Here is a 23020-nt window from a genome sequence, read left to right on the forward strand (position 1 = left end):
CTAAAAATGCAAGAAATAAAATAATGAAGAAATCAAAATGATTAAAAGCATAAAAGAGTAATAATAATATTTCCTTTTTAAGAGAATAAATAAATGTTGAAATAAAGTTTTCTTTTTCTTGGCTTTTGGAAAACAAGTTAAATTTTTTAGAAAATAATGCGTCGAGTTCGGTTCTTTTTAAATTATTAATTTCAATGATATCTGATTGTAAACTGAATTTAAATTTTGAACCCAATATTTCAAGTTTATGAATGCTGTCTAAACCATTTCTTAAAAGGGTATTGATTTCTTTATAATCACCATTTAATTGCATGAATTGATTAAAATAGATTGTTCTGGCAGCAGTATCTTTAGGCGAAATATAGAGTTCTTTTGAAGTGAATAAGGAATCGATTTTATTTTGACTACTACTTAAAACATCATTGTTTCCTTTTATTTTTATTAACTGATTTTCAATCCGATTTGAAATTTCGTTCAACATTAAGGAAGTTACTGTCAAATTTCGATAGGTTAAGTAATTTTCATCTTGATCAATAACACCCATTAGTGCGGACTTTTTAAGCTCCACAACATAATCTAATTCAAGTGTAAAGCCCTTATAATCAACGCCTTGTTTTAAAATGTTTTTTGCTTTTTGAATTTCTATTTCAATTAAATTGAATAAAATATTTTGATTTCTAATCAATAAATTATTGTCGTAATTTGATTGACTAGAAATCTTTCCTGCTTTTGTCAATTGATTTAAATCAAGATAATAATCTAATTTTAAATCATCTAAACTAATTTTAGAAGAATCTGTTTCATTGGTTTTATCTTGTGCTATAGCACTTAAAGAAAGGCATAAAAAAAGAAAAAAAAGCAGTTTATTTATTTTCATTGGTTACTAATGAATTTGGTTTTTTATTCGTTTATTTAACAAATAGATAGCTGAAAATAGGCTAAGAAAATTATTCCTTGTCTTCTTATTTCTATTCAAATTTAAGCTTTTTTTTATTATATTTATATGTAACAAAAGTTACTTTGAAAAAAAAGTAAACCTTTACTTTTGTTTAAACATTTTTTATGGATTTTTCTCAGTTTATTGGTTGTTTTTTAGCAGTATTGGTAGGTATTTCATTAGGTTTGATTGGAAGTGGCGGTTCAATTTTATCGGTGCCAATTTTAGTTTATATCTTGAAGGTGGAACCTGTTTTAGCAACAGCATATTCTTTATTTATAGTGGGTGTTACCGCTTTAGTAGGAGGCATTCAAAAGGCCAGACAAAAGTTAGTGGATTTTAAAAAAGTTCTTCTTTTTGGAATCCCAACAATCTTAGCTGTTTTTATTACTCGTAAATATATTGTTCCAAACATTCCGGATGTTCTTTTTTCCACTTCTTCTTTTTCCGTAACAAAATCAGTTTTTATAATGATTTTGTTTGCAATAGTGATGATTTTTGCCTCCATTCGAATGATAAAACCAATAAAAATAATTGATGTTGAAACCAAAAGAGAGATTAATTTTTTTCAAATCATTTTTCAAGGGTTATGGATCGGACTTGTGGCTGGTTTTGTGGGAGCGGGTGGTGGTTTTTTAATTATTCCGGCACTTTTTTTCTTGGCTAAAACACCCATGAAAATTGCGGTTGGAACATCTTTATTGATAATTGCATCACAATCATTAATTGGCTTTTTAGGTGATTTAAGTTCTAATCAGGATTTTGATTGGAATTTATTATTTTTCTTTTCTTTGTTCTCTGTGGTTGGAATTTTTATTGGTAATTATATCTCAAAATTTATTTCCGGTGAAAAATTGAAAACCGGTTTTGGTTGGTTTGTTTTAATAATGGGTTTTTATATCATTTTGAAAGAATTAGTTTTGTAATATGGAAAAAACAAGAAAACAACATTGGGAAACTATTTATGAAACCAAAAAATTTGAAGAAGTTAGTTGGTATCAGGCTGTTCCGGAAGTAAGTCTAACAATTATATCAGAGTTCGGAATAGAAAAAGATAGGGCGATTATTGATATTGGTGGAGGAGACAGTTATTTGGTAGATTTTCTTTTAAATCAAAATTATACTGATATTAGTGTGTTAGATATTTCAGAAAAGGCCTTGCAAAGAGTGCAGAATCGTTTAGAATCTAAAGCGGAAAAAGTCCATTGGATTACATCAGATATTACTGAATTTAAACCCTCCAAAAAATATGATTTTTGGCATGATCGGGCTGTTTTTCACTTTCTGACAGAACCTAACTATGTAAAAAAATATGCTGAAATTGCCGCTGACAATATTTCTGAAAAGGGAATAATGGTTATTGGAACCTTTTCAAAAAATGGTCCGTTAAAATGTTCAGGGATTGAAATAAAACAATATAATGAAAAGGAAATGAGTGCCGTTTTTGAACGTAATTTTGAATTGGTTAACTTCCGTGAAGTAATTCATAATACGCCTATGCAATCAGAACAACATTTTATCTTTTGTGTATTTCGTAAAAAATGATACAAAAAACGAATTTTTCCGGTATTTTATTTACACTTGCAATCGCAATTGTTGTGTTCATTTCAACACATTTTTTTTCTTTTTTAAACAGCATTCTTCTTGGGCTATTATTTGGAATTGTACTAGGAAATACAGTTAAAATACCGCTTTATTTTCAACCCGGAATTGCTTTTATGGGCTCTAAAATGCTTGAATTATCGATTGTTTTTTTAGCTTTTGGCATCAATTATACCCACATGGGAAAATTGGGTTGGGAAAGTTTTATCATTATTGGATTTGTCGTTTTTTCAATGTTACTTATTACTGTTTATTTGGCCAAGAAAATGAATTGTCCGAGCTCTGTAGGATGGTTAGTGGGGTTTGGTACTGCAATTTGTGGATCTAGTGCTATTGTAGCTTTAGCTCCCAGTATTAATAAAAATAAAGAAGATGTTGGGGTGGCAATGGCTGTTGTCAATTTATATGGCACAATAGGAATGTTAGTTTTACCTCTTTTGTTAACTGCTTTTTCTTTTTCAACGTTGCACAGTAGCTTGATTCTTGGAGGAACGTTGCATTCTGTGGGCAATGTAGTGGGAGCCGGATATGCTATGACTTCTGAAATTGGGGAACAATCATTGGCCATAAAATTGGCACGAGTAGCACTGCTTTCCCCTGGTTTAATTTTCTTTAATTATCTCACACAACGTAATTCCGGTAAAAATTGGAAACAACACCTGCAATTACCATGGTATTTATGGTCTTTTATGGCAATAACAATTATTGTTTCTATTTTTGATTTTCCAAAATTAGTTATTGACGGAGCTTCAGAAATTGGAAAAATAATTTTAACATTCGCAATGATTGCAATTGGACTTAGAGTTAGTTTTGCAGCATTGTTACAATCGGGTAAACGAGGATTGGTGTTTGGATTACTACTTTTTATTATTCAACTATTTTTGGTATTCATTGGTTTTTTATTGTTTAAGAATTAATGATTTCTTAGTATTTTTTTATTTGATAATAATCTTTTCAAAGAAAAAACTACAATAGAAATTTAGTTTGTTCTAATTTTATCAAAAAATTTAAACAATGCGAAATTTATATTTGTTACTCTTAATTGTAGTTTTAGGAATGCCAACAATTTCCTGTAACTCAAAAGACAAGAAAGAGTTAATTGCTAAAAATAGTGAAATAGCTTTTCAAAAAAGCAATATTCCGGTTGATAGTTTAACCATCAAATCTTTTTTTAAATCGTATCCAAAAGTTCAGCAGTATGAAAAAGATGTTTTTGAATTATACCAAAAACATCAATATAACCAGATTTGGTATGATGATAAGGGAATTATTGAACTTGGGAATACGCTTTACAGTAGATTTAAAGAACTTGATAAAGAAGGAGTCGTTGCCGTTTTTCCTTATGAAAGTATAATTGATAGTATTTTTGAAGAGACTGTTGACAATAAGTTATCACAAACAGATTCGGAGCTCTTAATTACCACGTTGTATATTTTTTATGCTGAAAAAGTAGTTAAGGGTATCGATGAAGAAACTTCCAAATCATTGGAATGGTTATTACCTCGTAAGCAAATTTCGTATACCAGCTTGTTGGATTCGATAATGCTTCATCCTGACGATATTAGTAAACAGAAAAAAGTACTATTTTATCAATACTACAAATTACGCGATGTACTTCAAAAATATCGTGAAATAGAAAAAAAAGGGGGTTGGGTGAACGTAGAAGTTAATGCTGATTTCAAGGTTTTTAAACCGGGTGATTCTGCTGTTGCAATTCGCCAAATCAGAGACCGATTATTTATAACCGGCGAACTCAAACAAAATAATCAGAGTACTATGTATGACAATGAATTGGTAGAAGCAATTCAGAAGTTTCAACAACAGAATGGTAAAAATCCAACAGATAAAATAGAACTTTCAACGATTAAATTATTGAACATTTCTGTTACTGAACGGATAAAAAAGATTTTGGTGAATATGGAACGTTGTCGTTGGTTATCGCCTGAAATGGTCAAAGCAAATGAATATGTGGTGGTAAATATTCCTTCTTATAAATTGTTTTTTGTTAGAAACGGTAAACAGGAATTAGTTTCGCCTGTCGTAGTTGGTAAGGCAATGAATAAAACCGTAATTTTCAGTGGCTCTATGAGTTATATTGTTTTTAGTCCGTATTGGAATGTACCAACAAGTATTATCAAAAAAGAAATTAAACCGGCTATGGCTAAAAACAAAAATTATTTGGCTTCCCATAATATGGAGTGGAATAATGGTAATATTCGACAAAAACCCGGTAAAAATAATTCGTTAGGTTTAGTTAAATTTATTTTTCCAAATTCCAATAATATCTATTTGCATGATACACCTGCTAAAAGTTTATTTGAAAAAGAAACCAGAGCTTTCAGTCATGGATGTATTCGTGTTGGAAAAGCAAGAGATTTAGCTCTCACCATTTTAAAAGATGATCCAAATTGGACAACGGAAAAAATAGATGCAGCTATGAATTCAGGGAAAGAGAAATGGTATACGTTAAAAAATAAAATTCCGGTTTACATAGGTTATTTTACGGCATGGGTGAATACAAATGGCGAAATTAATTTTTATGATGATATTTATGAAAGAGATAAACGATTATTAAAATTGATTTATACAGAATAAATAATATAATTATTGATTTTTAATAAATTAAATGTGATGATTAAAAAATCCTTACTTGTTTTCCATTTTAAAGCAATTAATTTTATTGTCATATTATTCTTTAGTTCATTCAATTTGTTTTCGCAAACTGAAAATCAATTTACCAATGAATTTCAGTTTAATAGAAATATTGGTAGACTTACGGCAATGGAATTTGATTTAGGTCAAGGTTTTACAAGTGGGGAAGAAGAGAACAATCCGTTTTATAAAAATTCACAAATTTCTGCTCGTCTTTGGCTTCATTATTTTGCCAATAAAAAATGGAAATTATCCGGATTTGCGGCTTTTTTCTATAATCGGGATGTACCTGAAATTTCTCAAAAAAAATCTCCAGAAGTTCGATTTGCTTTTCAAGGTATTTATTATATTAATAGAACCGATTATGTGCTTACCAATAGATTGCGGATAGAAGACAGAATACTCGGAAATGCAGAAGGAACTGTTGATATCGTTTATCGTTTTCGGGAAATGGTCAAATTAGTTTACCCAATTTCGTATGTGCAGATTGGGAAAGGATCGTTATATGGAATTGCTTCAGAGGAATTGGTTTTTAAAACCAAAGGCTCTACTACCGGCGAAGGTTTTTTTGACCGAAATCGTTTTACATTAGGATTAGGTTATTCGTTTACGGATACTATCCAATTTGAGTTGACTTATATGAATGAATATTTGCCAAGAAATGCAACCGATAAAATGTATAATGTTCTATCTACAACGCTAATTTTTAATGATTTAATTTATGCCTTGAAACGCAAAAGTGGAAGTATTCAGGCTTATTAAGTTGTTTTCAAAGGAAATTTTTCTTGAAGTTTGTAAACTTTTTATTTAAAAATTAGTCAACTTTTTATTACGATAATTTATTATTTACTATATTTGATAGAATCTTAAACAACAAATAGTATGAAAAAATTAATTTTTGCAATTATCGTTTTATTTTCTTTTTCTACGGTTCAAGCTCAAGTAGTTCAGTTTGGATTAAAAGGAGGTTATAACAGTGCTACATTATCTGGATTAGATGGCAATAAAGCCTTGTCAGGGTTTCATGTCGGTGCATTAGCTGAGATTGACATTGTGTTTATGTCTATTCAACCGGAGTTGGTTTATTCCACACAAGGTTCTGCTTTTGACGGTGGAGATGATGTAAAATTAGATTACTTAAATGTGCCAATTATGGCGAAATTAAACTTATTAAAAATTCTTTATTTAGAAGCCGGTCCGCAATTTGGATTTTTAATGAGTGCAAAAAGCGGTTCTGATGATATTAAAGACAGTGTTGAAACTACTGATATTTCAATTGGAGCAGGTTTAGGGGTAGAGTTATTTGATAAGTTTGATATAGGACTTAGATATAATTTTGGAACAACGGATGTCTTTAAAGAAGGAGATAGTGTAAAAAACAATGTATTACAATTTGGAATATCCTATAAATTTTAACCGGTAGTTATAAAGAAAATATTTTTTGATTATTACTAATTTAAAAGTTGTCTGAATTTATATTCAGGCGACTTTTTTTTTAATAATTTCCAAATAGCTATTTAACAAAAGTTACTAATTCAAAATAAGTAAAGTTTTAAATTTGTAAATAACAAACTGATTAATGTCATCATTTTTCAGATTAACTTATTTTAATTTTACATAAATTTTAAAACATGAAAATAGAACAAATTTATACCGGATGCATTGCTCATGCAGCGTATTATTTAGAAAATAATGGCGAAGTAGCCATTTTTGATCCTTTGCGGGAAGTTCAGCCTTACATTGATAGAGCTCGAAAAGACAATGCTAAAATAAAGTATGTTTTTGAAACTCATTTTCATGCTGATTTTGTTTCCGGACATTTAGATTTAGCTAAAAAAGAAGGAGCAACAATTGTTTATGGACCAACCGCTAAACCCGGTTTTGAAGCTTTAGTAGCGGAAGACAATCAAGTGTTTAAAGTGGGTAATTATCAAGTGAAAGTGCTTCATACTCCTGGGCACACGATGGAAAGTACGACTTATTTACTGATTGATGAAACGGGCAAAGAACATGGAATAATTAGTGGCGACACGTTGTTCATTGGTGATGTGGGACGACCTGATTTGGCTCAACATGTCATTGCAGATTTGACGCAAGATAAATTAGCCCGTCATTTGTTCCATTCCTTGCGAACTAAAATTATGCCCTTGTCTGACGATTTAATTGTATATCCAAATCATGGTGCCGGTTCTGCTTGTGGAAAAATGATGAGCAAAGAAACAACCGATACATTGGGCAATCAAAAGAAAACAAATTATGCTTTGCGTCCTGATATGACAGAAGATGAATTTGTAAAAGAATTGCTAACCGGATTAACTAATCCACCGGGGTATTTTCCAAAAAATGTTTTGATGAATATTCAAGGATATGAAAGTTTGGATTTAGTAATGGAAAGAGGTAAAAAAGCATTTAATCCTAATGAATTTGAAGTAGTTGCAAATGAAACGAGAGCTTTAATTTTAGATACACGTCGTCCCGAAGATTTTGCCAAAGGATTTATTCCAAACAGCATCAATATTGGTTTAGAAAGTAATTTTGCGATGTGGGTTGGAGAACTCATTGCGGATATAAAACAAGAAATTTTATTAGTTACTTATCCCGGTAAAGAAGAGGAAAGCATTATTCGATTATCCCGTGTTGGTTATGACCACGCAATTGGTTATTTAGACGGTGGTTTTGATTCATGGCTAAAATCAGGAAAGGAAATTGATCAATCAAACAGAATTACAGCAGAAGAATTAGCCGTTCAAATGGGACATAAAAAAGTCATTTTAATTGATGTGAGAAAGAAAAGTGAATATCTTTCAGAACATGTTGAGAATGCCATCAATATTCCACTAAACGAAATTAGTAATCGAATGGCAGAAATTCCAAAAGACAAACCGTTTGTGTTGAGTTGTGCCGGAGGTTATCGAAGCATGATTGCCGCTTCCATTTTAAAACAACGCGGATTTGAAAATTTCACAGACGTGATTGGCGGTTTTGGTGAAATTAAAAAAACAACTGTTCCTATCACGGATTATGTTTGTCCAACAACGCTTTTATAATTATAAATAAAACATAATATAATGCTAAAGCTCTGTCTGTTTAGATAGAGCTTTTTTAATTTTCGTTATATTTGTAACTAAAGTTACAGCACATATTTTTATTGTATTGTAATTTTACATTTCTTAATAAAATTGATATGAAAATAGAACAAATTTATACCGGTTGTTTAGCACAAGGAGCTTATTATATTGAAAGTAAAGGTGAAGTAGCAATCATTGACCCATTGAGAGAAGTTCAACCTTATCTTGATAAAGCGGAACAAAATAACGCAAAAATAAAGTACATTTTTGAAACACATTTTCATGCAGATTTTGTGAGTGGTCATGTTACTTTATCAGAAAAAACAAATGCTCCAATTATTTTTGGTCCAACGGCAAGCCCAACTTTTAAAGCTCATATTGCTAAAGATGGTGAAGTTTTTAAATTAGGTGAAATTACAATCACAGCTTTGCATACTCCTGGTCATACTATGGAAAGTACAACATATTTATTGAAAGATAAAAACGGTAAAGATTATGCTATTTTTAGTGGAGACACTTTATTTTTAGGCGATGTGGGCCGACCCGATTTAGCTCAAAAAGCAGCCGATATGACACAAGAACAATTAGCCGGTTTATTATATGATAGTTTGCGAACTAAAATAATGACCTTAGCAGATGATGTAATTGTTTACCCGGCTCACGGTGCAGGTTCTGCCTGTGGTAAAAATTTAAGTAAGGAAACCGTGGGAAGCATAGGCGATCAGAAGGCAACCAATTATGCTTTACGGGCAAACATGACTAAAGAAGAATTTGTTAGGGAAGTAACGGATGGTTTATTACCACCACCGGCTTATTTTCCAATGAATGTTCAAATGAACAAAGAAGGTTATGGTAATGTGGAGAATATAATCAATGAAGCTAAAGCTTTTGAGCCAAAAGTTTTTGAAACCGTAGCCAACGAAACGGAAGCTTTAGTGTTAGATGTTCGCCATCAAGATGATTTTGCTAAAGGGCATATTCCAAAATCAATTTTTATTGGACTGGATGGTGGTTTTGCTCCTTGGGTAGGTGCTTTGATTTTAGATTATAAACAGCCTATTTTATTGGTAACTCCGGAAGGGAAAGAAAACGAAACCATCACCCGATTAGCCCGTGTGGGATACGATAACACCATTGGCTATTTAAAAGGTGGATTTGAAACATGGAAAAAAGCAGGAATGGAATATGATACCGTGTCAACCGTTGATGCAGAAGTTTTAGAAGAAAACATGAAACTTCATGTTCCTGTCTTTGATGTAAGAAAACCGGGTGAATATGCGTCTGAACATATTGTTGATGTGCCTTCAGCTCCTTTGGATTTTTTAAATGAACATTTGGTTCAGTTTCCTAAGGAAGAACCGTTTTACATTCATTGTGCCGGAGGGTATCGAAGTATGATTGCAGCTTCCATCTTAAAATCCAGAGGATATCATAATGTAATTGATGTGAAAGGTGGCTATGCAGCCATAAAAAATACAACGATAAAACGGACAGCTTATGTTTGTCCAAGTACTTTGTAGAATGTGCTGAGTTACTGAGGCACTAAGGTTCTAAGGTTTTTTTAGACACCGCTTAGTACCTCAGAACCTTAGTGCCTTAGAACCTAAAAATAAAAAAATATGAAAAAATTAGCCTTATTGTTAGTAATTGCTATAATGACAATTTCATGTCAATCGCAAAATAATTCTAAAATAAAAGTAATTCCGGTAACAGAATTCAAAACTGAAATTGCAAAAGGAGAAGTACAACTTATCGATGTTAGAACACCTGAGGAATTTTTAGAAGGAGCCATTCCAAAAGCTTCAAATATAAATGTAAATGATGAATCATTTGAAGCAGAGATTCAAAAATTAGACAAAACCAAACCGGTTTATGTCTATTGTAGAAGTGGTGCCAGAAGCCAAAAAGCTGCAAAAAAAATGATTGAATTAGGATTTATTCAAGTGATTGACTTAGAAGGCGGATTTTTGAGTTGGAAATAAATTTTAAAATAAAAGTTTAACTTATGAAGACTTTTCAGGATATAATCAATTCAGAAACACCTGTTCTTGTTGATTTTTTTGCAACATGGTGTGGACCTTGTCAAATGCTTGCACCAATTTTAAAAGAAGTTAAAGATAGTTTAGAAGATCAAATTTCGATTATTAAAATTGATGTGGATAAGAATGAACAGTTAGCGGCACAATACCAAGTGAGGGGAGTTCCTACGATGATGCTTTTTAAAAAGGGTAAACAATTGTGGCGACAATCCGGGGTGTTATCTAAAGAACAAATTATTCAAATTATACAGGAAAAAAGCAATTAAATGAACAAAAAAGCAATCATAATTACCGCTATTGGAGTACTAGTCGGTGCAATTTCCGGTTATTTATATTATCATTTTGTAGGTTGTGCCAGTGGAACTTGTTCCATCACGTCTAAACCATTGAACAGTACATTATATGGAAGTTTAATGGGCGGACTGTTGTTTAATTTGTTTGTGAAAACTGAGAAATAATTTAAATAATAAAAAAAGCTCTTTTGATTATTCTTCAAAAGAGCTTTCTAATTTCAACTTAATTAACGAAGGATTTATTTCTTATAATGTTCTCATATAAGCCACTAACTGCCAACGTTCAGTATTACTTAATTTTTCTTTGAATGAAGGCATTGGTTTTCTTCCGGCAGTAGTATAATAATATAATTCACCGTCTGTTTTTGCTTTAAATTCTTTTGAAGTAAAATCACCACAGGAGATATCAATTTTTTCTGCTTTTGTTCCGTCACCTAAACCTTTTACTCCGTGACAGGATTTACATTCTCTTGCCCAAATTGCTTTTCCTTCTTTAATTGCATTTTCATCCGCTTTTATTGGACTTTTTAATTTTGCATCTGCTGCAGGAACTTTCCATTCTTTTCCTTTTGGTTTTGCTTGAGCATTGTTTGTTTGACTAACGAACAAGGCAGCAACAAGTGTAAATCCGAAAATAATCTGTTTTAATTTTTTCATTTGTAATTTATTTATTGGGTTAATCTTTATTTATTGTTCTTAATTTTCTAATTCTAAAAATTTGAAATACGGCATAAAATAATGTTCCCCATACAATTCCGATTGCTAATAATGACGCAACTATAAAATATATCGGAGCTTTATCCCTTCCTCCTGAAATAGAACGTTCACCTACATTCGAGTTATCACTTGCAATTATCATGCCCCATTTTATTTCACTTTTTGTTTCAGTATTCATGTAGTTCTCATCATCTTCGATTTTTGCAATGAAAACTAACTTACCATCAGGTGAAGGAATATCTTGTGGTACTTCAAAACTGGCTTCACCGATAGAATCTGTTGCAATAGGCTCGCCAATAGCCAAATTACTATATAATCTTTTTACAAATAAACCAACGCTAACTTCCTGGACAGGTTTACCTTCTGAAGTGACTAATGCTTTGCAAACATTAACAGAGTCTACTTTTTCAAATGACAGTGTAATAACAGCTTCTTTTTCTTGTCCAAAGACACTTGCAATACTCAAAAACAGAGCACAATTTACTAAGAAATATTTAAATTTTTTCATCTCTGGATTATTTATAGTTAAAAATTTCTTCTTTTCCTTCTAATTTACCTTCAGCAACTTCCCAAACGGAAATGATAGGAAAATATCTTGAAAATAGTGTAACAATTAGTAACATCGCAGCAAAGGTTGAAGCAACAATTGTCCATTCAATCAAACTAGGACTATAATGGGTCCAAGAAGCTGGGACATCTTGAATAGGTAAATAGGGTGAAGATAATCCAGGGATTACAATTAGATAGCGTTTCCACCACCCGGCTATAAATACAGCAATTGCTATGATAGTAAGCGGTAATGGTTTTCTCATTGCTTTGAATAATGGAAATATACTGGGAACTACAATACCAAAAAACACAACTGACCAATAAAAAAGAGCTTCTTCACCAACAAATAAGTTCAACAAATGATTGGCATGTAATCCTGACATTTTATAGGCTGGAACTAAATATTCATTGATATTAAAATAGGCATAGATTAATCCCATCAAGACCATCGCTTTTCCTAATTTATCAAAATGCATATCTGTAAGATATTTTTCTAATTTATATGCCTTTCTGAAAATGAATATTGCAATAATCATTGCGGCTACTCCTAATAAAAAGGCTCCGGAAACAAAATAGGCTCCAAAATTTGTACTATCCCATTCAGATCGTAACGTTGTGGCAAAAAGCCATGCAGTAACAGTGTGAATCGATATACCTAGCGGAATAACTAAAATAGTCAATACTCTAACTGTTTTTTTAAGTATTTTCCATTGTTCAGGACTTCCTTCCCAACCAAATGATAGAAAACTATACATTTTTAATTGCCATTTTGGTAAATTTTTCAAATGATTTTTGCAAGTTGACAAAGAAGGTATTAATGGAATAAACAGTAAGATTAAACTTGTCACTAAATAGGTCATAATGACTATAATATCCCAAATAATAGGAGATTGAATCCGGCCATGTGTGACTAAAAAATACAATCGATCGGGTCTTCCCATAGCAGCAACAATACTTACACCAGCGAGCATAATTGCTCCTACTGCAATAACTTCTGCAATTCTCGAAAGCGGTCTGTACCATTCAAAATGAGTGAGTTTCAACACTGCTGACATCAAAACACCAACTAAACTTAGGGCTACAAAAAACACAAAGTTTGATATATAAACGCCCCACATGGTATAATCTCTTAGTGAAACAGTTACATATTTACTTTTGGTTTCTTGAATATAATAGGCATATACTCCCGCTAAACAAACCAGTAGAAGAAAACCAATCCATATTTTACCGGCTTTACCAATTTTTTCAATTGGGCGAAGTAAATCATTTTTCATAACCATATACTCTTCCTGTGTAAAGGTTTCGTATTGTGTTGAATCTGTTTTAATAATATCTTTAGACATAATTTAAATTTTTAAAGATTTACTCTTTGGTATTATGAGCTTCAGTGGCATCTTCAAACGGGAAATTACGTTTTACCGGAGGTAAATAATAAACCCTTGGTTTTGTTCCCAATTCTTCAAATTGTCGATACCCGGCTCTGTCTTCTAATAATTTTTTAAGTCTAAAGGTATCTTCACCGTTAGTGACAACATCTTCTAATTCATCTCCATGAAATATTGCACCATTAGGACATTCAACAACGCATGCCGGAAGTAAACCTTGAGCGGAACGGTCTGTACAAAAATCACATTTTGCAACAGTCCCTTCTTGTGCATAAGGAGTTGCACAGAAATTTTCAGCCGAAGTGTCATTTTTGTGCTCTTCAGTAAATTTAACTTGTTCGGGTCTTCCAAAATTGAAAGTACGGGCTGAATAAGGACAAGCTGCCATACAAAATTTACAGCCAATGCATCGATCTGCATCTACCGCAACAATACCATCTGAACGTTTAAATGTTGCATCTACGGGACATACTTTTGTACAAGGTGGATTATCACAATGATAACACATGGTCGGGAACCAATAAGGTGAAGCCAAAGGAGAATCCTGCATTTTTTTTACCTTAATGTATTCAATAGGAGCTAAGATATGATGAGCAGTTTGACATCCTTCAATGCATTTTCTTTCATTGGCACATCTACCTAAATCAATTACGCGTATGAATTTTTTACCTTCAATTCCTTGCCGAACTTCTTCTTTTGTAAATTTATCATTTGCCGCATGGTGATCAACATGTGAACTATCGATTTCTATCAATTTACCATCAGCGGTTAGCACTTTAACTTTTTTGCCGGTAGTTTTTGGAATTTCATTATCAGAAATAGCACTTGTAATAGCCGTTCCGGCTAATGCAATTCCTCCCAAGGCTCCTAATTTTAGGAAATTCCTACGGTTTGATTTGTTGTTATCTTCAGTTGCCATAATTTTATTGATTAGTATTGAATTAATTTCTATTGAGCTGAATTTGGTATTCAAAAAATTCAATTTTAGATTTGAACGCTCAATATTTTTTTAAAAAAACAATTCAGCAAAAGAAAATCGATTTGAGTAAAAGTTAGATTTCTTTTGCTGAATTATATGAATTTTTGACTACCAAGATTTCATAATGTTGAAGCCTATCATGAATTCACCATTAAAAAATTCGTTTTGGTTGTACATGATATTTTGTTGGTTTACAATACCTTTTGAATTACTTATGAATAATTGAAAGGCATGTTGAACAGCACCATATTCAATCCCGATTCCAAAACCTGGTTTAGGTGTGTTTTGCTCATACTTCATTAAAGGAGTTGTAAAATCTACGATAATTGATAAATCTTGCATAAACGTATATTTACCTCCGGCTCCTAAAGCCAACATGTCGTTTTGCATTGTACTTTCTACTAAATTGTAGTGAGAGTAACTTGGGGCCAATAGAAAGGATACTGATTTGCTCATCCTTCTGGTAAGTATTAACTGGTTGAAAAATGACCAACGGTCTGAAGTGTATTCAAACTCTTCTTTTGGAAGTGCACTAACAGTCCAATTTCCGTAATAGGTCAAGTTAAAAGGCATTTTACCATTAACAGTTTGTTTGAAAATTGCCGCTTTCAAGTTAAAATCTTGTAAACGGTTTTCTTTTGATGTTCCAAAACCTACTGTAATTCTGTCTGTTACAGCATATGTTAATGCCAATCGAATGTTGGCAACACCCCAAATACCTATCATATCATTAGACCCATCAACCATTCCGAAACGGTGGTTCATGATAAACTCAACAGTACCTTTTGAATATACTCTATCAGTTTGATTGTCTACTAATGATGAACTTTCAAAAGCTGCTTTTTCATATTCTACTTCAACAGGTACAATAGTATCAGTTGTTTCCTGTGCAAAAATGCTCAAAGGAAAAAAAGACAAAACTGCAACGAATAATTTATATAATTTCATGATTATCTTATTAAATTAGTTATTAAGTGCTCCTTGATTAATCCATTTTTGAACTAATGTTATTTTTCCATCACTCAAAGCACCATTAGGGGGCATTAAAGGAGCACCATCACCAATTAATGATTTATATAAATCACTTCCATTTGCATTTTCAGGGACAACCCAACCCTCATTAATTAGTATATTATACGAATTAGGATTAGTTAAATCTGGTTCGACAGAACCTGGATTGTGACACCCAATACAACTTTGATTAAAGATTGGTTGGATATCAGTACTATAAGAGACAACATCCGGGATGACAATATTTTCAGGAGGTAATTCATCATAGTAACAAGATGAAAAGGAGAGAGGGAGTACCAATCCTATAGCAATTATTAATAGTTTTTTCATTTTTTTCATTTTTAAGTTTTTCAATACTATTCTCCTTATTCAATTAATAAGGAGAATAGTTGATTTAGTTTACTATTTGTAATTAATTAGGATAAGCAACATTATCGTTCAACGCTTTAAGTAGATTTTTCATTTCACTTAAAGAGGTAGGAGTGTGGCCCATTGCAGTACCAAGTTGTCCGGAAAGCACTTTAAACTGCAATTCGTATGGTTTAGTTCTAGCAAACTTACCTACTGAAGTAGTTCCACCAAAAAGAATAAGTTTACCATCTGTTCCATGACAACTGGCACATTTATTTGTGTAAAAAGTATTTCCGCTTGCTGCATTACCATCTCTACCTATGTCACTAAAAGCTAAAGTTCCGCTTGGATAAGTTCCTGTAGTGTTTATTTGATATAATTGGTCAGTATCTAAAGCACCTTCTTTTAAGAATTTAACTAAATCCCAAATTTGAGCATCGGACAAAATCACACTATAATCCGCATGATTGTTTCCGCCTAAAGCAGGATTTAAACCGTCAGCTGTTCTTGCAGGATCAACGGCAGGCCCGCCAAGGTTTTTAATTTTGTCAAAAATGACTCTTTTATCAGAATATTGTAAATTAACGAGTTGAATAGCAGCCACATCAGGTCTGGCAGCTTGGGGACCTCTGTTGATATAAGAACCGTATCTTCCTTTCAAATCCCAACCGTGACAAGATTTACATCTGTAAAATTCATTATAGTCATTAATGTGTGCTGGATCAACAGTAGCATCGTTTGGAACAAAATCATCTGTGCTTCCGGTTTCCGCTTTTCTAAAATCATTAAATAATTTATAACCACTTACTACATCAGCAGCTTCATAGCTAGCTAAATCCGGATCAACAGGTACAGTTGTATCTGTTCTGTCATCATGAGTACATCCCACGAATGCTAAAGAGAGACCAATCATTAAAAACACTGGAATTTTAAAAAACGTTTTCATATTAAATTGAATTAAGTTGATATTTATTAGTTAATTCTTAGGTATCAGAATTATACTTCAAATATAGTTTAACAAAATATTATGAAATATGATATATATCATATAATTTTAAATCATAATTATCAGATTTACATGAAAAGACATTAACTACATAAAAAAAGTTGATTCTTAATTTTCAATTGGATTAAATCTGAACAAAAGTAATTAATAGACTAAATAACTTAAAATTCTATTAAAATAGTTGTCAAATGTTCGATGGTATTCAATAAATTATATATTTGTACTAATCATTTGTAAATAATTAAAACCTATATCATGAAAAAATTAGTTTCCTTAATGGCTGTTGTTGCATTTTTATTCACTTCAAGTGCTTTTGCTGGAGAGCCAAAAGAAAAAGAAAAGAAAAAAGAGAAAGCTAAAACTGAAAAGTCTTGTTCAACTGAAGAGAAAAAATCTTGTGGAACAGAGAAAAAAGGTGGATGTTGTTCTTCAAAGAAAACGGAAGAGAAAAAAGCATAATAACTTAAATTGTTATTTTAAAGTGTTCGAGAAATCGAGCACTTTTTTTTGTAGTTATTTTATTCTTAATCTAATACGATTTTATAAATTATCAACAAAAAATAACTATAACTTGTTCATTACTTTCTTTTCAAAACGGATATAAATATCCTATTAGGATTAAATTTGTCAAAAGCATTTCGTTTAATTCTCACCAAAACAAGTTATATGGAAAAATATGTTATCAAAAGAAACGGTGCCTTTAAACCGTTTGAAGCTTTCAAAATAGAAGAAGCCATTCAAAAAGCATTTCAGAGTGAATCACAGGAATATGACCAAGCAGTTTTAAATAAAGTAGTTATTTTATTAGATAGGAAAGAAACTTGGTCGGTTGAAGAAATTCAGGATACAATTGAAAAAGTATTATTTGAATTTGGACATTATAAGGTGATGCGTTCGTTTATGTTGTATCGTCACACCCGAAAATTACAACGGGAACACATACTTGGATTAAATGACGACACGACCTATGTTGACAGTACTCAAACCATAGAAGAATATATCAGTCAAACGGATTGGCGAATTAATGCTAATGCCAATACATCTTACTCTAATGCGGGCTTGGTAAACAATGTTGCAGGAAAAATAATTGCCAATTATTGGTTGGACAAAGTGTACTCTAAAGAAGAAGGATATGCTCATCGAAATGGAGATGTCCATATTCACGATTTAGATTGCTTGACGGGTTATTGTGCCGGTTGGAGTTTACGCGTTTTATTGAATGATGGTTTTAACGGTGTTCGAGGTCGTGTGGAAAGTAAACCACCTTCCCATTTTAGGGAAGCTTTAGGTCAAATGGCTAATTTCTTAGGAATTTTGCAAAGTGAATGGGCAGGTGCTCAGGCGTTTAGTTCATTTGATACCTATTTAGCTCCCTACGTTTTTAAAGATAATCTAAATTTTGAAGAAGTTTTGAAAGCGGTTCGCAGTTTTGTTTATAATTTGAATGTGCCAGCCCGTTGGGGACAATCGCCGTTTACAAATATTACGTTAGATTGGGTCGTTCCTGCCGATTTGAAAGAGCAAATTCCTACTCGTAACAATGAACATTTATTTTTAAACAAGCAAGTAAATGATTTAGAGATCAGAGCAAAAAATAGGGGAGTAGATTCCGTTATCGAAATGCGATACGAACATTTTCAGCCGGAAATGAACCTTATTAATAAAGCTTATTATACCGTAATGACTGAAGGTGATGCAAACGGACAACCATTCACCTTTCCAATTCCTACCGTTAATATTACAGAAGATTTTGATTGGTATGGTGAGAATACAGATATCTTATTTGAAAACACAGCTAAAATAGGTTCCTCTTATTTTCAAAATTTTATAGGAAGCCAATATTCAATTGATGAAAATGGTCAAAAGGTTGAAAATCCAAATGCGTATAAGCCCAATGCTGTTAGAAGCATGTGTTGTCGTTTGCAACTTGATTTACGAGAATTACTTAAAAGAGGAAATGGATTATTTGGCAGTGCAGAAATGACCGGAAGTATTGGAGTAGTAACGATTAACATGGCTCGATTGGGTTATTTAAATGCTGATAACATGCTGATGTTGTACCAACAATTAAATCGATTATTGGAAATTTCAAAATCAACCTTAGAAAAGAAAAGAATATTTATTCAGGAAATGTACGACAGAGGATTATATCCTTATACCAAACGTTATTTACCTCATTTTCGTAATCATTTTTCAACCATTGGAGTGAATGGAATCAATGAAATGATCTTAAATTTCACGAAAGGCAAACACGATATTACCAGTTCATTCGGAACAGAAATGGCCACAGAATTGTTAGAATTCATTAGAAATCGAATGAAGGAATTCCAGGAACAAACGGGTAATTTATACAATTTAGAAGCCACACCGGCCGAAGGAACGACCTATCGCTTTGCCAAAGAAGATAAAAAACGATATGACGATATTATTCAAGCCGGTGAAGGAGAAAATATTTACTATACCAATAGTTCTCAAATCCCGGTTGATTTCACAGAAGATCCGTTTGAGGCTTTATTGATGCAAGATGATTTACAGTGTAAATATACCGGAGGAACAGTTTTACACCTATATATGAATGAAAAAATAAGTACACCCGAAGCTTGTCGAAATTTTGTCAAAAAAGTGATTACGAACTTTAAATTGCCATATATTACCGTTACTCCCGTGTTTAGTGTATGTGCCGTTCATGGTTATTTAAACGGTGAACACGAATACTGTCCAATATGTGATGAAATCTTAATAGAAAAACTTAAAACTGAAAAAAATGAACACAACTGCCGCTAAAATTGTTTTGGAACAACACAATGAATTACGAACCAAATGCCTTGTTTATACTCGGGTGATGGGTTATCACCGGCCTGTTGAAAGTTTTAACATTGGCAAAAAAGGCGAACACAAACAACGCACACATTTTAATGAAACTAAGTGCTAAAAAAATAATTCATAGTATTACTGCTTTTACATTATTGGATTACCCTGATAAAACCTCCTGCATACTTTGGTTTGCCGGATGTAATATGAAATGTAGTTATTGCTATAATCCGGAGATTGTTTTCGGGAAAGGAAGTTATTCCTTTCCCGAAATAATTTCTTTTTTACAAAAACGTAAAGGGCTACTCGATGCTGTCGTTTTTAGCGGGGGTGAATGTTTATTGCACAAAGAATCCATTGTATTAATGCAAGTTATTAAAGAAATGGGTTTCTTGATTAAGGTGGACACAAATGGGAGTAAACCAGCCCGATTAGCTGAAGCTATAGAATTAAAGCTAATAGATTATGTTGCTCTCGATTTTAAATCAACTAAAGAGAAGTTCAAATCTATAACCGAATCAAATTTATATGAAACATTTTTAGCTAGTTTAGCTATTTTAAAACAATCAACAATTCCTTTTGAAATAAGAACAACGGTTCATTCAGAACTATTAAACCAAAATGATTTGGAAGAAATGATATCGGTTTTACAAACGAATAATTATGCCGGAAACTATTTTATACAACCTTTTCGCAATGGAGTAGAAACCCTAAAAAAAATGAACGCCTCAAAATATGAAGCGTTCAATGATTTATCAACTGCTGATAATTGGATTCAAATGCGGTAATTTAAGAATGAATTGCCATGGAGTTTTTAAGTTTCTCCAAAAATAAACTCAAATGATCTACTTCAACATGTTCCATTAATACGATTTTATACCATTCATTATCAGCATTATGTTTTTGTGGAACTAAATCAAATTGATGAGCCAATTCTTCCGGAATATAGCTTGATTTGATAGTCACTATATTCATGTTTGGTTCTCTAAAATACGGAATGTTCAAATCTGTTAATTGTTGGCATAACCAATCGGTTCGCATTTGTAACACTTTTACTTTTTCAAACCAACCATTTGGTCCGTAAGTAGCTAAAATCATCCAAACGGCAACAGCATTAGCTCCGGAACGGCTTCCTGACAAAGTTAAATCCATTCCTTCTACATATTCTGCTTCTTTGGTTAAAACATTTTCAATTAAGCCTTTTCTACATAAAAAAATACCGGTACCATAAGGTGCTTGCAACATTTTATGTGCATCAACAGTAATGGAGGATACTTTTGGATTTCTAAAACTTAAGGTAGTCTCCTGGGATAAAAAGGGGTATACAAATCCACCATAAGCCGCATCAATATGGAGTTTATAGTCAAGATTGTGTTTTTCTAAAATTGTTGTATAATCAGTTGGGTTGTCAACAGAACCAAACATGGTAGTTCCCATATTACAAACCACAATAAAGTATTTTTTACCTTTTGAAATAGCTTCAATTAGTAAATTTTCAAAGGCAACTGTATCAATTTTTCTATTTTCAAATGCGACAGGCACATTAATCCAATCAATTAACAATAAATTGGAACCTTTTGCAATTGAATAGTGTGTGTCCTCCGAAGCTATTATAGCAATTTCTGAAGGGTTTGCACCAAATGATTTCATGAAATAATTTCGATATAGCCACAACGCCTGAATATTTGCTTCAGTTCCGCCCGAAGCAATATAACCGTCATATTCTTTTTTTGCAGAGCCAAAAATATCGATTGCTAAAATATCAAGTGTTTCTCTTTCAATTTCTTGAGTGCCTTTAAAAGCAGTTTCTGAAGTTCCGGTTGTATGGCAACCAATGTGATTTGGATTTGCAACATATGTCATTAATACCGGAGCATCCTTCAAAAATGGAGCATCGTCATAAAATACTTTTCCATCTAATTTTGAAGCCGGATAACCCAATGAAGCATCTTTTGAAAAATCAACATTTTGACGTAAAGCTTCTTGAATGCGAGCAATTCGTTCTGTAGCAGTTAGCTTTTTCCAATAATTCATAAATATCCAATTTAGAGGACAAATTTCAGTTTTTTAGTCATTAATCAATATGATTTAAATCATGTTTTTATTTAATTAATCAGAATATTTTTGGCGAGTAAATTTTAGTACATTTAAAATCATTGGCTACTATTTCTTTTAAAAAAGTAGAAATAGAATTATCTTTGATAAAAAAAATATGTTTTCAAAAACGTGTGAGTATGCCATTCGGGCAACCATTATAATAGCATTAGAATCCCAATTAGGAAATAAAGTGAGTTTACGTGAAATTGCCCGTAAGATTGATTCACCTGAATCGTTTACGGCTAAAATTCTACAAAAATTAGCTAAAAATAAGTTGGTTGAATCATCTAAAGGCAATGGAGGAGGATTTTTCGTTTCGAAAGAAATGTTGTCAAAAGTTAAACTGGGACAAATAGTTTTAGTTTTCGATGGTGATGCATTATATAATCGTTGTAGTTTAGGTTTGCAAGATTGTTCAGAAATTAAACCTTGCCCTTTTCATAACCAATATAAACCTATCAGGGAGCAATTAAAAAAAGCATTGGATTCTACCGATTTGACTAATTTAATATCAGGTTTAAAAATAGGCGAGACATATCTTAAAATTTAAAAAATTTATTCTTTAATAAGACAAAAACATCCTATTACAAATGAAAGTGATTGACAAATGGAGCGATAAAATAAAGAAGTTACAAAAAGAGAAAAATGCAGTTATTTTAGCACACTATTATCAGCAACCTGAAATTCAAGAAATTGCAGATTTTGTTGGTGATAGTTTGGAACTTTCTCGCAAAGCTGCCGAATCAAAAGCGGATATCATTGTTTTTGCCGGAGTATATTTCATGGCGGAAACAGCTAAAATTCTAAATCCTTCAAAAAAAGTTCTTGTACCGGATGTCAATGCCGGTTGTTCTTTGGCAGATGGATGTCCGCCTGATCAATTTAAAGATTTTCTTAAAAATTATCCAAATCATACCGTAATAACTTATATCAATTGTTCGGCAGAAATTAAAACATTGAGTGATATTGTTTGCACCTCATCCAATGCTAAAAAAGTAATTGAATCAGTACCAAAAAAACAACCTATTGTTTTTGCTCCTGATAAAAATTTAGGTAACTATTTAAATAAAGAAACCGGAAGAAATATGGTTTTGTGGGAAGGTTCTTGTATTGTTCACGAAGCTTTTTCATTGGAGAAATTAATTGATTTATATCAAAAAAATCCTGATGCAGTCATAATTGCTCATCCGGAATCGGAAGCTCATATTTTAAAAACGGCACAATATATTGGTTCAACTTCCGGAATGATAAATTATGTAAAATCATCACCCGAGAACAAATTTATTGTGGCAACCGAAAACGGTATCTTACACAAAATGAGACAAGAAGTCCCTGATAAAATTTTGATTCCGGTACCATCTAAAGAAGATAATACGTGTGCGTGTAGCGAATGTGCTTTTATGAAATTAAATACCTTAGAAAAACTCTACCAATGTTTGTTAAATGAATCAAATGAAGTTTTATTGGAAAAAGAAATAATGGAAAAAGCTAAAATTCCAATTCAACGAATGCTTCAACTTTAA

26 protein-coding genes are annotated in these 23020 nt (G+C 32.1%); 17 read left to right on the forward strand and 9 right to left on the reverse strand.

The window, feature by feature from the left end:
- Nucleotides 1-877: hypothetical protein (locus C0512_RS04130; RefSeq protein ID WP_290859127.1), on the reverse strand; the 877-nt coding region annotated here is incomplete at its 3' end.
- A gap of 185 nt (nucleotides 878-1062) precedes the next feature.
- On the opposite strand from C0512_RS04130, the gene C0512_RS04135 reads away from it, so the two are divergent.
- The 11 genes from C0512_RS04135 (at nucleotide 1063) to C0512_RS04185 (ending at nucleotide 10756) form a co-directional block, all read left to right on the forward strand.
- Nucleotides 1063-1863 (forward strand): sulfite exporter TauE/SafE family protein, encoded by an 801-nt coding sequence (locus tag C0512_RS04135; protein WP_290859129.1) that lies wholly within the window; start codon nucleotides 1063-1065, stop codon nucleotides 1861-1863.
- Nucleotide 1864: 1 nt separating this feature from the next.
- Nucleotides 1865-2482, forward strand: coding sequence for a class I SAM-dependent methyltransferase (locus tag C0512_RS04140; protein WP_290859131.1), 618 nt, complete (start codon nucleotides 1865-1867; stop codon nucleotides 2480-2482).
- A complete protein-coding gene (locus C0512_RS04145; RefSeq protein WP_290859133.1) occupies nucleotides 2479-3456 on the forward strand; it encodes a putative sulfate exporter family transporter in 978 nt (325 codons plus the stop codon). The genes C0512_RS04140 and C0512_RS04145 overlap by 4 nt, the downstream gene beginning before the upstream one ends.
- 97 nt (nucleotides 3457-3553) lie before the next feature.
- On the forward strand, nucleotides 3554-5134 hold the full coding sequence (locus tag C0512_RS04150; protein ID WP_290859135.1) for a L,D-transpeptidase family protein: 1581 nt from the start codon (nucleotides 3554-3556) through the stop codon (nucleotides 5132-5134).
- 36 nt (nucleotides 5135-5170) lie between these two features.
- Nucleotides 5171-5953, forward strand: coding sequence for a DUF2490 domain-containing protein (locus tag C0512_RS04155; RefSeq protein ID WP_290859137.1), 783 nt, complete (start codon nucleotides 5171-5173; stop codon nucleotides 5951-5953).
- 120 nt (nucleotides 5954-6073) lie between these two features.
- Nucleotides 6074-6607 carry a porin family protein gene (locus C0512_RS04160; protein WP_290859138.1) on the forward strand — a complete coding sequence of 178 codons (534 nt, stop codon included), beginning with the start codon at nucleotides 6074-6076 and terminating at the stop codon, nucleotides 6605-6607.
- Between the two features lie 215 nt (nucleotides 6608-6822).
- Nucleotides 6823-8238, forward strand: coding sequence for an MBL fold metallo-hydrolase (locus C0512_RS04165; RefSeq protein ID WP_290859140.1), 1416 nt, complete (start codon nucleotides 6823-6825; stop codon nucleotides 8236-8238).
- Between the two features lie 137 nt (nucleotides 8239-8375).
- The gene (locus tag C0512_RS04170) at nucleotides 8376-9779 is read left to right on the forward strand and encodes a rhodanese-like domain-containing protein (protein ID WP_290859142.1); all 1404 of its coding nucleotides are present in this window, start codon (nucleotides 8376-8378) and stop codon (nucleotides 9777-9779) included.
- 99 nt (nucleotides 9780-9878) lie between these two features.
- On the forward strand, nucleotides 9879-10241 hold the full coding sequence (locus C0512_RS04175; RefSeq protein ID WP_290859144.1) for a rhodanese-like domain-containing protein: 363 nt from the start codon (nucleotides 9879-9881) through the stop codon (nucleotides 10239-10241).
- 23 nt (nucleotides 10242-10264) lie between these two features.
- Complete coding sequence (gene trxA, locus C0512_RS04180) at nucleotides 10265-10564, forward strand: thioredoxin (protein WP_290859146.1); 300 nt, start codon at nucleotides 10265-10267, stop codon at nucleotides 10562-10564.
- Nucleotides 10565-10756: a DUF6132 family protein gene (locus tag C0512_RS04185; RefSeq protein WP_290859148.1), complete on the forward strand. Its 192-nt coding sequence runs from the start codon at nucleotides 10565-10567 to the stop codon at nucleotides 10754-10756.
- An 81-nt stretch (nucleotides 10757-10837) separates the two neighbouring features.
- On the opposite strand, the gene C0512_RS04190 is transcribed toward C0512_RS04185, so the two are convergent.
- From C0512_RS04190 to C0512_RS04220, 7 genes are all read right to left on the reverse strand, one after another.
- Nucleotides 10838-11248: a cytochrome c gene (locus tag C0512_RS04190; protein WP_290859150.1), complete on the reverse strand. Its 411-nt coding sequence runs from the start codon at nucleotides 11246-11248 to the stop codon at nucleotides 10838-10840.
- A 19-nt stretch (nucleotides 11249-11267) separates the two neighbouring features.
- Nucleotides 11268-11816 (reverse strand): hypothetical protein, encoded by a 549-nt coding sequence (locus C0512_RS04195; RefSeq protein WP_290859151.1) that lies wholly within the window; start codon nucleotides 11814-11816, stop codon nucleotides 11268-11270.
- Nucleotides 11817-11823: 7 nt separating this feature from the next.
- Nucleotides 11824-13200: an NrfD/PsrC family molybdoenzyme membrane anchor subunit gene (gene nrfD / locus C0512_RS04200; protein ID WP_290859153.1), complete on the reverse strand. Its 1377-nt coding sequence runs from the start codon at nucleotides 13198-13200 to the stop codon at nucleotides 11824-11826.
- Between the two features lie 19 nt (nucleotides 13201-13219).
- The gene (locus C0512_RS04205; protein WP_290859155.1) at nucleotides 13220-14161 is read right to left on the reverse strand and encodes a 4Fe-4S dicluster domain-containing protein; all 942 of its coding nucleotides are present in this window, start codon (nucleotides 14159-14161) and stop codon (nucleotides 13220-13222) included.
- 168 nt (nucleotides 14162-14329) lie between these two features.
- The gene (locus C0512_RS04210; protein WP_290859157.1) at nucleotides 14330-15169 is read right to left on the reverse strand and encodes a DUF5777 family beta-barrel protein; all 840 of its coding nucleotides are present in this window, start codon (nucleotides 15167-15169) and stop codon (nucleotides 14330-14332) included.
- Nucleotides 15170-15184: 15 nt separating this feature from the next.
- Entirely contained in the window at nucleotides 15185-15532 is a 348-nt protein-coding gene (locus C0512_RS04215) for a cytochrome c (protein ID WP_290859159.1), read from the reverse strand.
- A gap of 112 nt (nucleotides 15533-15644) precedes the next feature.
- Entirely contained in the window at nucleotides 15645-16529 is an 885-nt protein-coding gene (locus tag C0512_RS04220; protein ID WP_290859161.1) for a c-type cytochrome, read from the reverse strand.
- A 315-nt stretch (nucleotides 16530-16844) separates the two neighbouring features.
- Here C0512_RS04220 and C0512_RS04225 point away from each other — a divergent pair, with 315 nt between their 5' ends.
- From C0512_RS04225 to C0512_RS04240, 4 genes are all read left to right on the forward strand, one after another.
- Nucleotides 16845-17048, forward strand: a complete 204-nt coding sequence (locus C0512_RS04225; RefSeq protein ID WP_290859163.1) for a hypothetical protein — start codon at nucleotides 16845-16847, stop codon at nucleotides 17046-17048.
- A gap of 207 nt (nucleotides 17049-17255) precedes the next feature.
- A complete protein-coding gene (locus C0512_RS04230) occupies nucleotides 17256-19373 on the forward strand; it encodes a ribonucleoside triphosphate reductase (protein WP_290859165.1) in 2118 nt (705 codons plus the stop codon).
- Entirely contained in the window at nucleotides 19354-19521 is a 168-nt protein-coding gene (nrdD, locus tag C0512_RS04235; protein ID WP_290859166.1) for an anaerobic ribonucleoside-triphosphate reductase, read from the forward strand. Before C0512_RS04230 ends, nrdD begins: the two co-directional genes overlap by 20 nt.
- A complete protein-coding gene (locus C0512_RS04240; protein ID WP_290859168.1) occupies nucleotides 19505-20188 on the forward strand; it encodes an anaerobic ribonucleoside-triphosphate reductase activating protein in 684 nt (227 codons plus the stop codon). Before nrdD ends, C0512_RS04240 begins: the two co-directional genes overlap by 17 nt.
- Before the next feature lies 1 nt (nucleotide 20189).
- Here C0512_RS04240 and C0512_RS04245 read toward each other — a convergent pair whose 3' ends face one another.
- Nucleotides 20190-21434, reverse strand: a complete 1245-nt coding sequence (locus C0512_RS04245) for an aminotransferase class I/II-fold pyridoxal phosphate-dependent enzyme (protein ID WP_290859170.1) — start codon at nucleotides 21432-21434, stop codon at nucleotides 20190-20192.
- Nucleotides 21435-21612: 178 nt separating this feature from the next.
- Between C0512_RS04245 and C0512_RS04250 the strand changes: the two genes are divergently transcribed.
- Together C0512_RS04250 and nadA are read left to right on the forward strand one after the other, a co-directional pair.
- On the forward strand, nucleotides 21613-22047 hold the full coding sequence (locus tag C0512_RS04250) for an Rrf2 family transcriptional regulator (RefSeq protein WP_290859172.1): 435 nt from the start codon (nucleotides 21613-21615) through the stop codon (nucleotides 22045-22047).
- Nucleotides 22048-22087: 40 nt separating this feature from the next.
- Nucleotides 22088-23020 carry a quinolinate synthase NadA gene (nadA, locus tag C0512_RS04255; RefSeq protein WP_290859174.1) on the forward strand — a complete coding sequence of 311 codons (933 nt, stop codon included), beginning with the start codon at nucleotides 22088-22090 and terminating at the stop codon, nucleotides 23018-23020.

It is taken from the genome of Flavobacterium sp., assembly GCF_013822155.1.
In the GTDB taxonomy this organism is placed as follows: domain Bacteria; phylum Bacteroidota; class Bacteroidia; order Flavobacteriales; family Flavobacteriaceae; genus Flavobacterium.

Coding starts and splice junctions, on each gene's coding strand:
- trxA (WP_290859146.1), top strand. CDS start 10,265: ATGAAGACTTTTCAGGATATAATCAATTCAGAAACACCTGTTCTTGTT.
- nadA (WP_290859174.1), top strand. CDS start 22,088: ATGAAAGTGATTGACAAATGGAGCGATAAAATAAAGAAGTTACAAAAA.
- C0512_RS04155 (WP_290859137.1), top strand. CDS start 5,171: ATGATTAAAAAATCCTTACTTGTTTTCCATTTTAAAGCAATTAATTTT.
- C0512_RS04170 (WP_290859142.1), top strand. CDS start 8,376: ATGAAAATAGAACAAATTTATACCGGTTGTTTAGCACAAGGAGCTTAT.
- C0512_RS04195 (WP_290859151.1), bottom strand. CDS start 11,816: ATGAAAAAATTTAAATATTTCTTAGTAAATTGTGCTCTGTTTTTGAGT.
- C0512_RS04150 (WP_290859135.1), top strand. CDS start 3,554: ATGCGAAATTTATATTTGTTACTCTTAATTGTAGTTTTAGGAATGCCA.
- C0512_RS04140 (WP_290859131.1), top strand. CDS start 1,865: ATGGAAAAAACAAGAAAACAACATTGGGAAACTATTTATGAAACCAAA.
- C0512_RS04220 (WP_290859161.1), bottom strand. CDS start 16,529: ATGAAAACGTTTTTTAAAATTCCAGTGTTTTTAATGATTGGTCTCTCT.
- C0512_RS04250 (WP_290859172.1), top strand. CDS start 21,613: ATGTTTTCAAAAACGTGTGAGTATGCCATTCGGGCAACCATTATAATA.
- C0512_RS04190 (WP_290859150.1), bottom strand. CDS start 11,248: ATGAAAAAATTAAAACAGATTATTTTCGGATTTACACTTGTTGCTGCC.
- C0512_RS04165 (WP_290859140.1), top strand. CDS start 6,823: ATGAAAATAGAACAAATTTATACCGGATGCATTGCTCATGCAGCGTAT.
- C0512_RS04205 (WP_290859155.1), bottom strand. CDS start 14,161: ATGGCAACTGAAGATAACAACAAATCAAACCGTAGGAATTTCCTAAAA.
- C0512_RS04185 (WP_290859148.1), top strand. CDS start 10,565: ATGAACAAAAAAGCAATCATAATTACCGCTATTGGAGTACTAGTCGGT.
- C0512_RS04145 (WP_290859133.1), top strand. CDS start 2,479: ATGATACAAAAAACGAATTTTTCCGGTATTTTATTTACACTTGCAATC.
- nrdD (WP_290859166.1), top strand. CDS start 19,354: ATGAACACAACTGCCGCTAAAATTGTTTTGGAACAACACAATGAATTA.
- C0512_RS04240 (WP_290859168.1), top strand. CDS start 19,505: ATGAAACTAAGTGCTAAAAAAATAATTCATAGTATTACTGCTTTTACA.
- C0512_RS04245 (WP_290859170.1), bottom strand. CDS start 21,434: ATGAATTATTGGAAAAAGCTAACTGCTACAGAACGAATTGCTCGCATT.
- C0512_RS04135 (WP_290859129.1), top strand. CDS start 1,063: ATGGATTTTTCTCAGTTTATTGGTTGTTTTTTAGCAGTATTGGTAGGT.
- C0512_RS04210 (WP_290859157.1), bottom strand. CDS start 15,169: ATGAAATTATATAAATTATTCGTTGCAGTTTTGTCTTTTTTTCCTTTG.
- C0512_RS04160 (WP_290859138.1), top strand. CDS start 6,074: ATGAAAAAATTAATTTTTGCAATTATCGTTTTATTTTCTTTTTCTACG.
- C0512_RS04175 (WP_290859144.1), top strand. CDS start 9,879: ATGAAAAAATTAGCCTTATTGTTAGTAATTGCTATAATGACAATTTCA.
- C0512_RS04225 (WP_290859163.1), top strand. CDS start 16,845: ATGAAAAAATTAGTTTCCTTAATGGCTGTTGTTGCATTTTTATTCACT.
- C0512_RS04230 (WP_290859165.1), top strand. CDS start 17,256: ATGGAAAAATATGTTATCAAAAGAAACGGTGCCTTTAAACCGTTTGAA.
- nrfD (WP_290859153.1), bottom strand. CDS start 13,200: ATGTCTAAAGATATTATTAAAACAGATTCAACACAATACGAAACCTTT.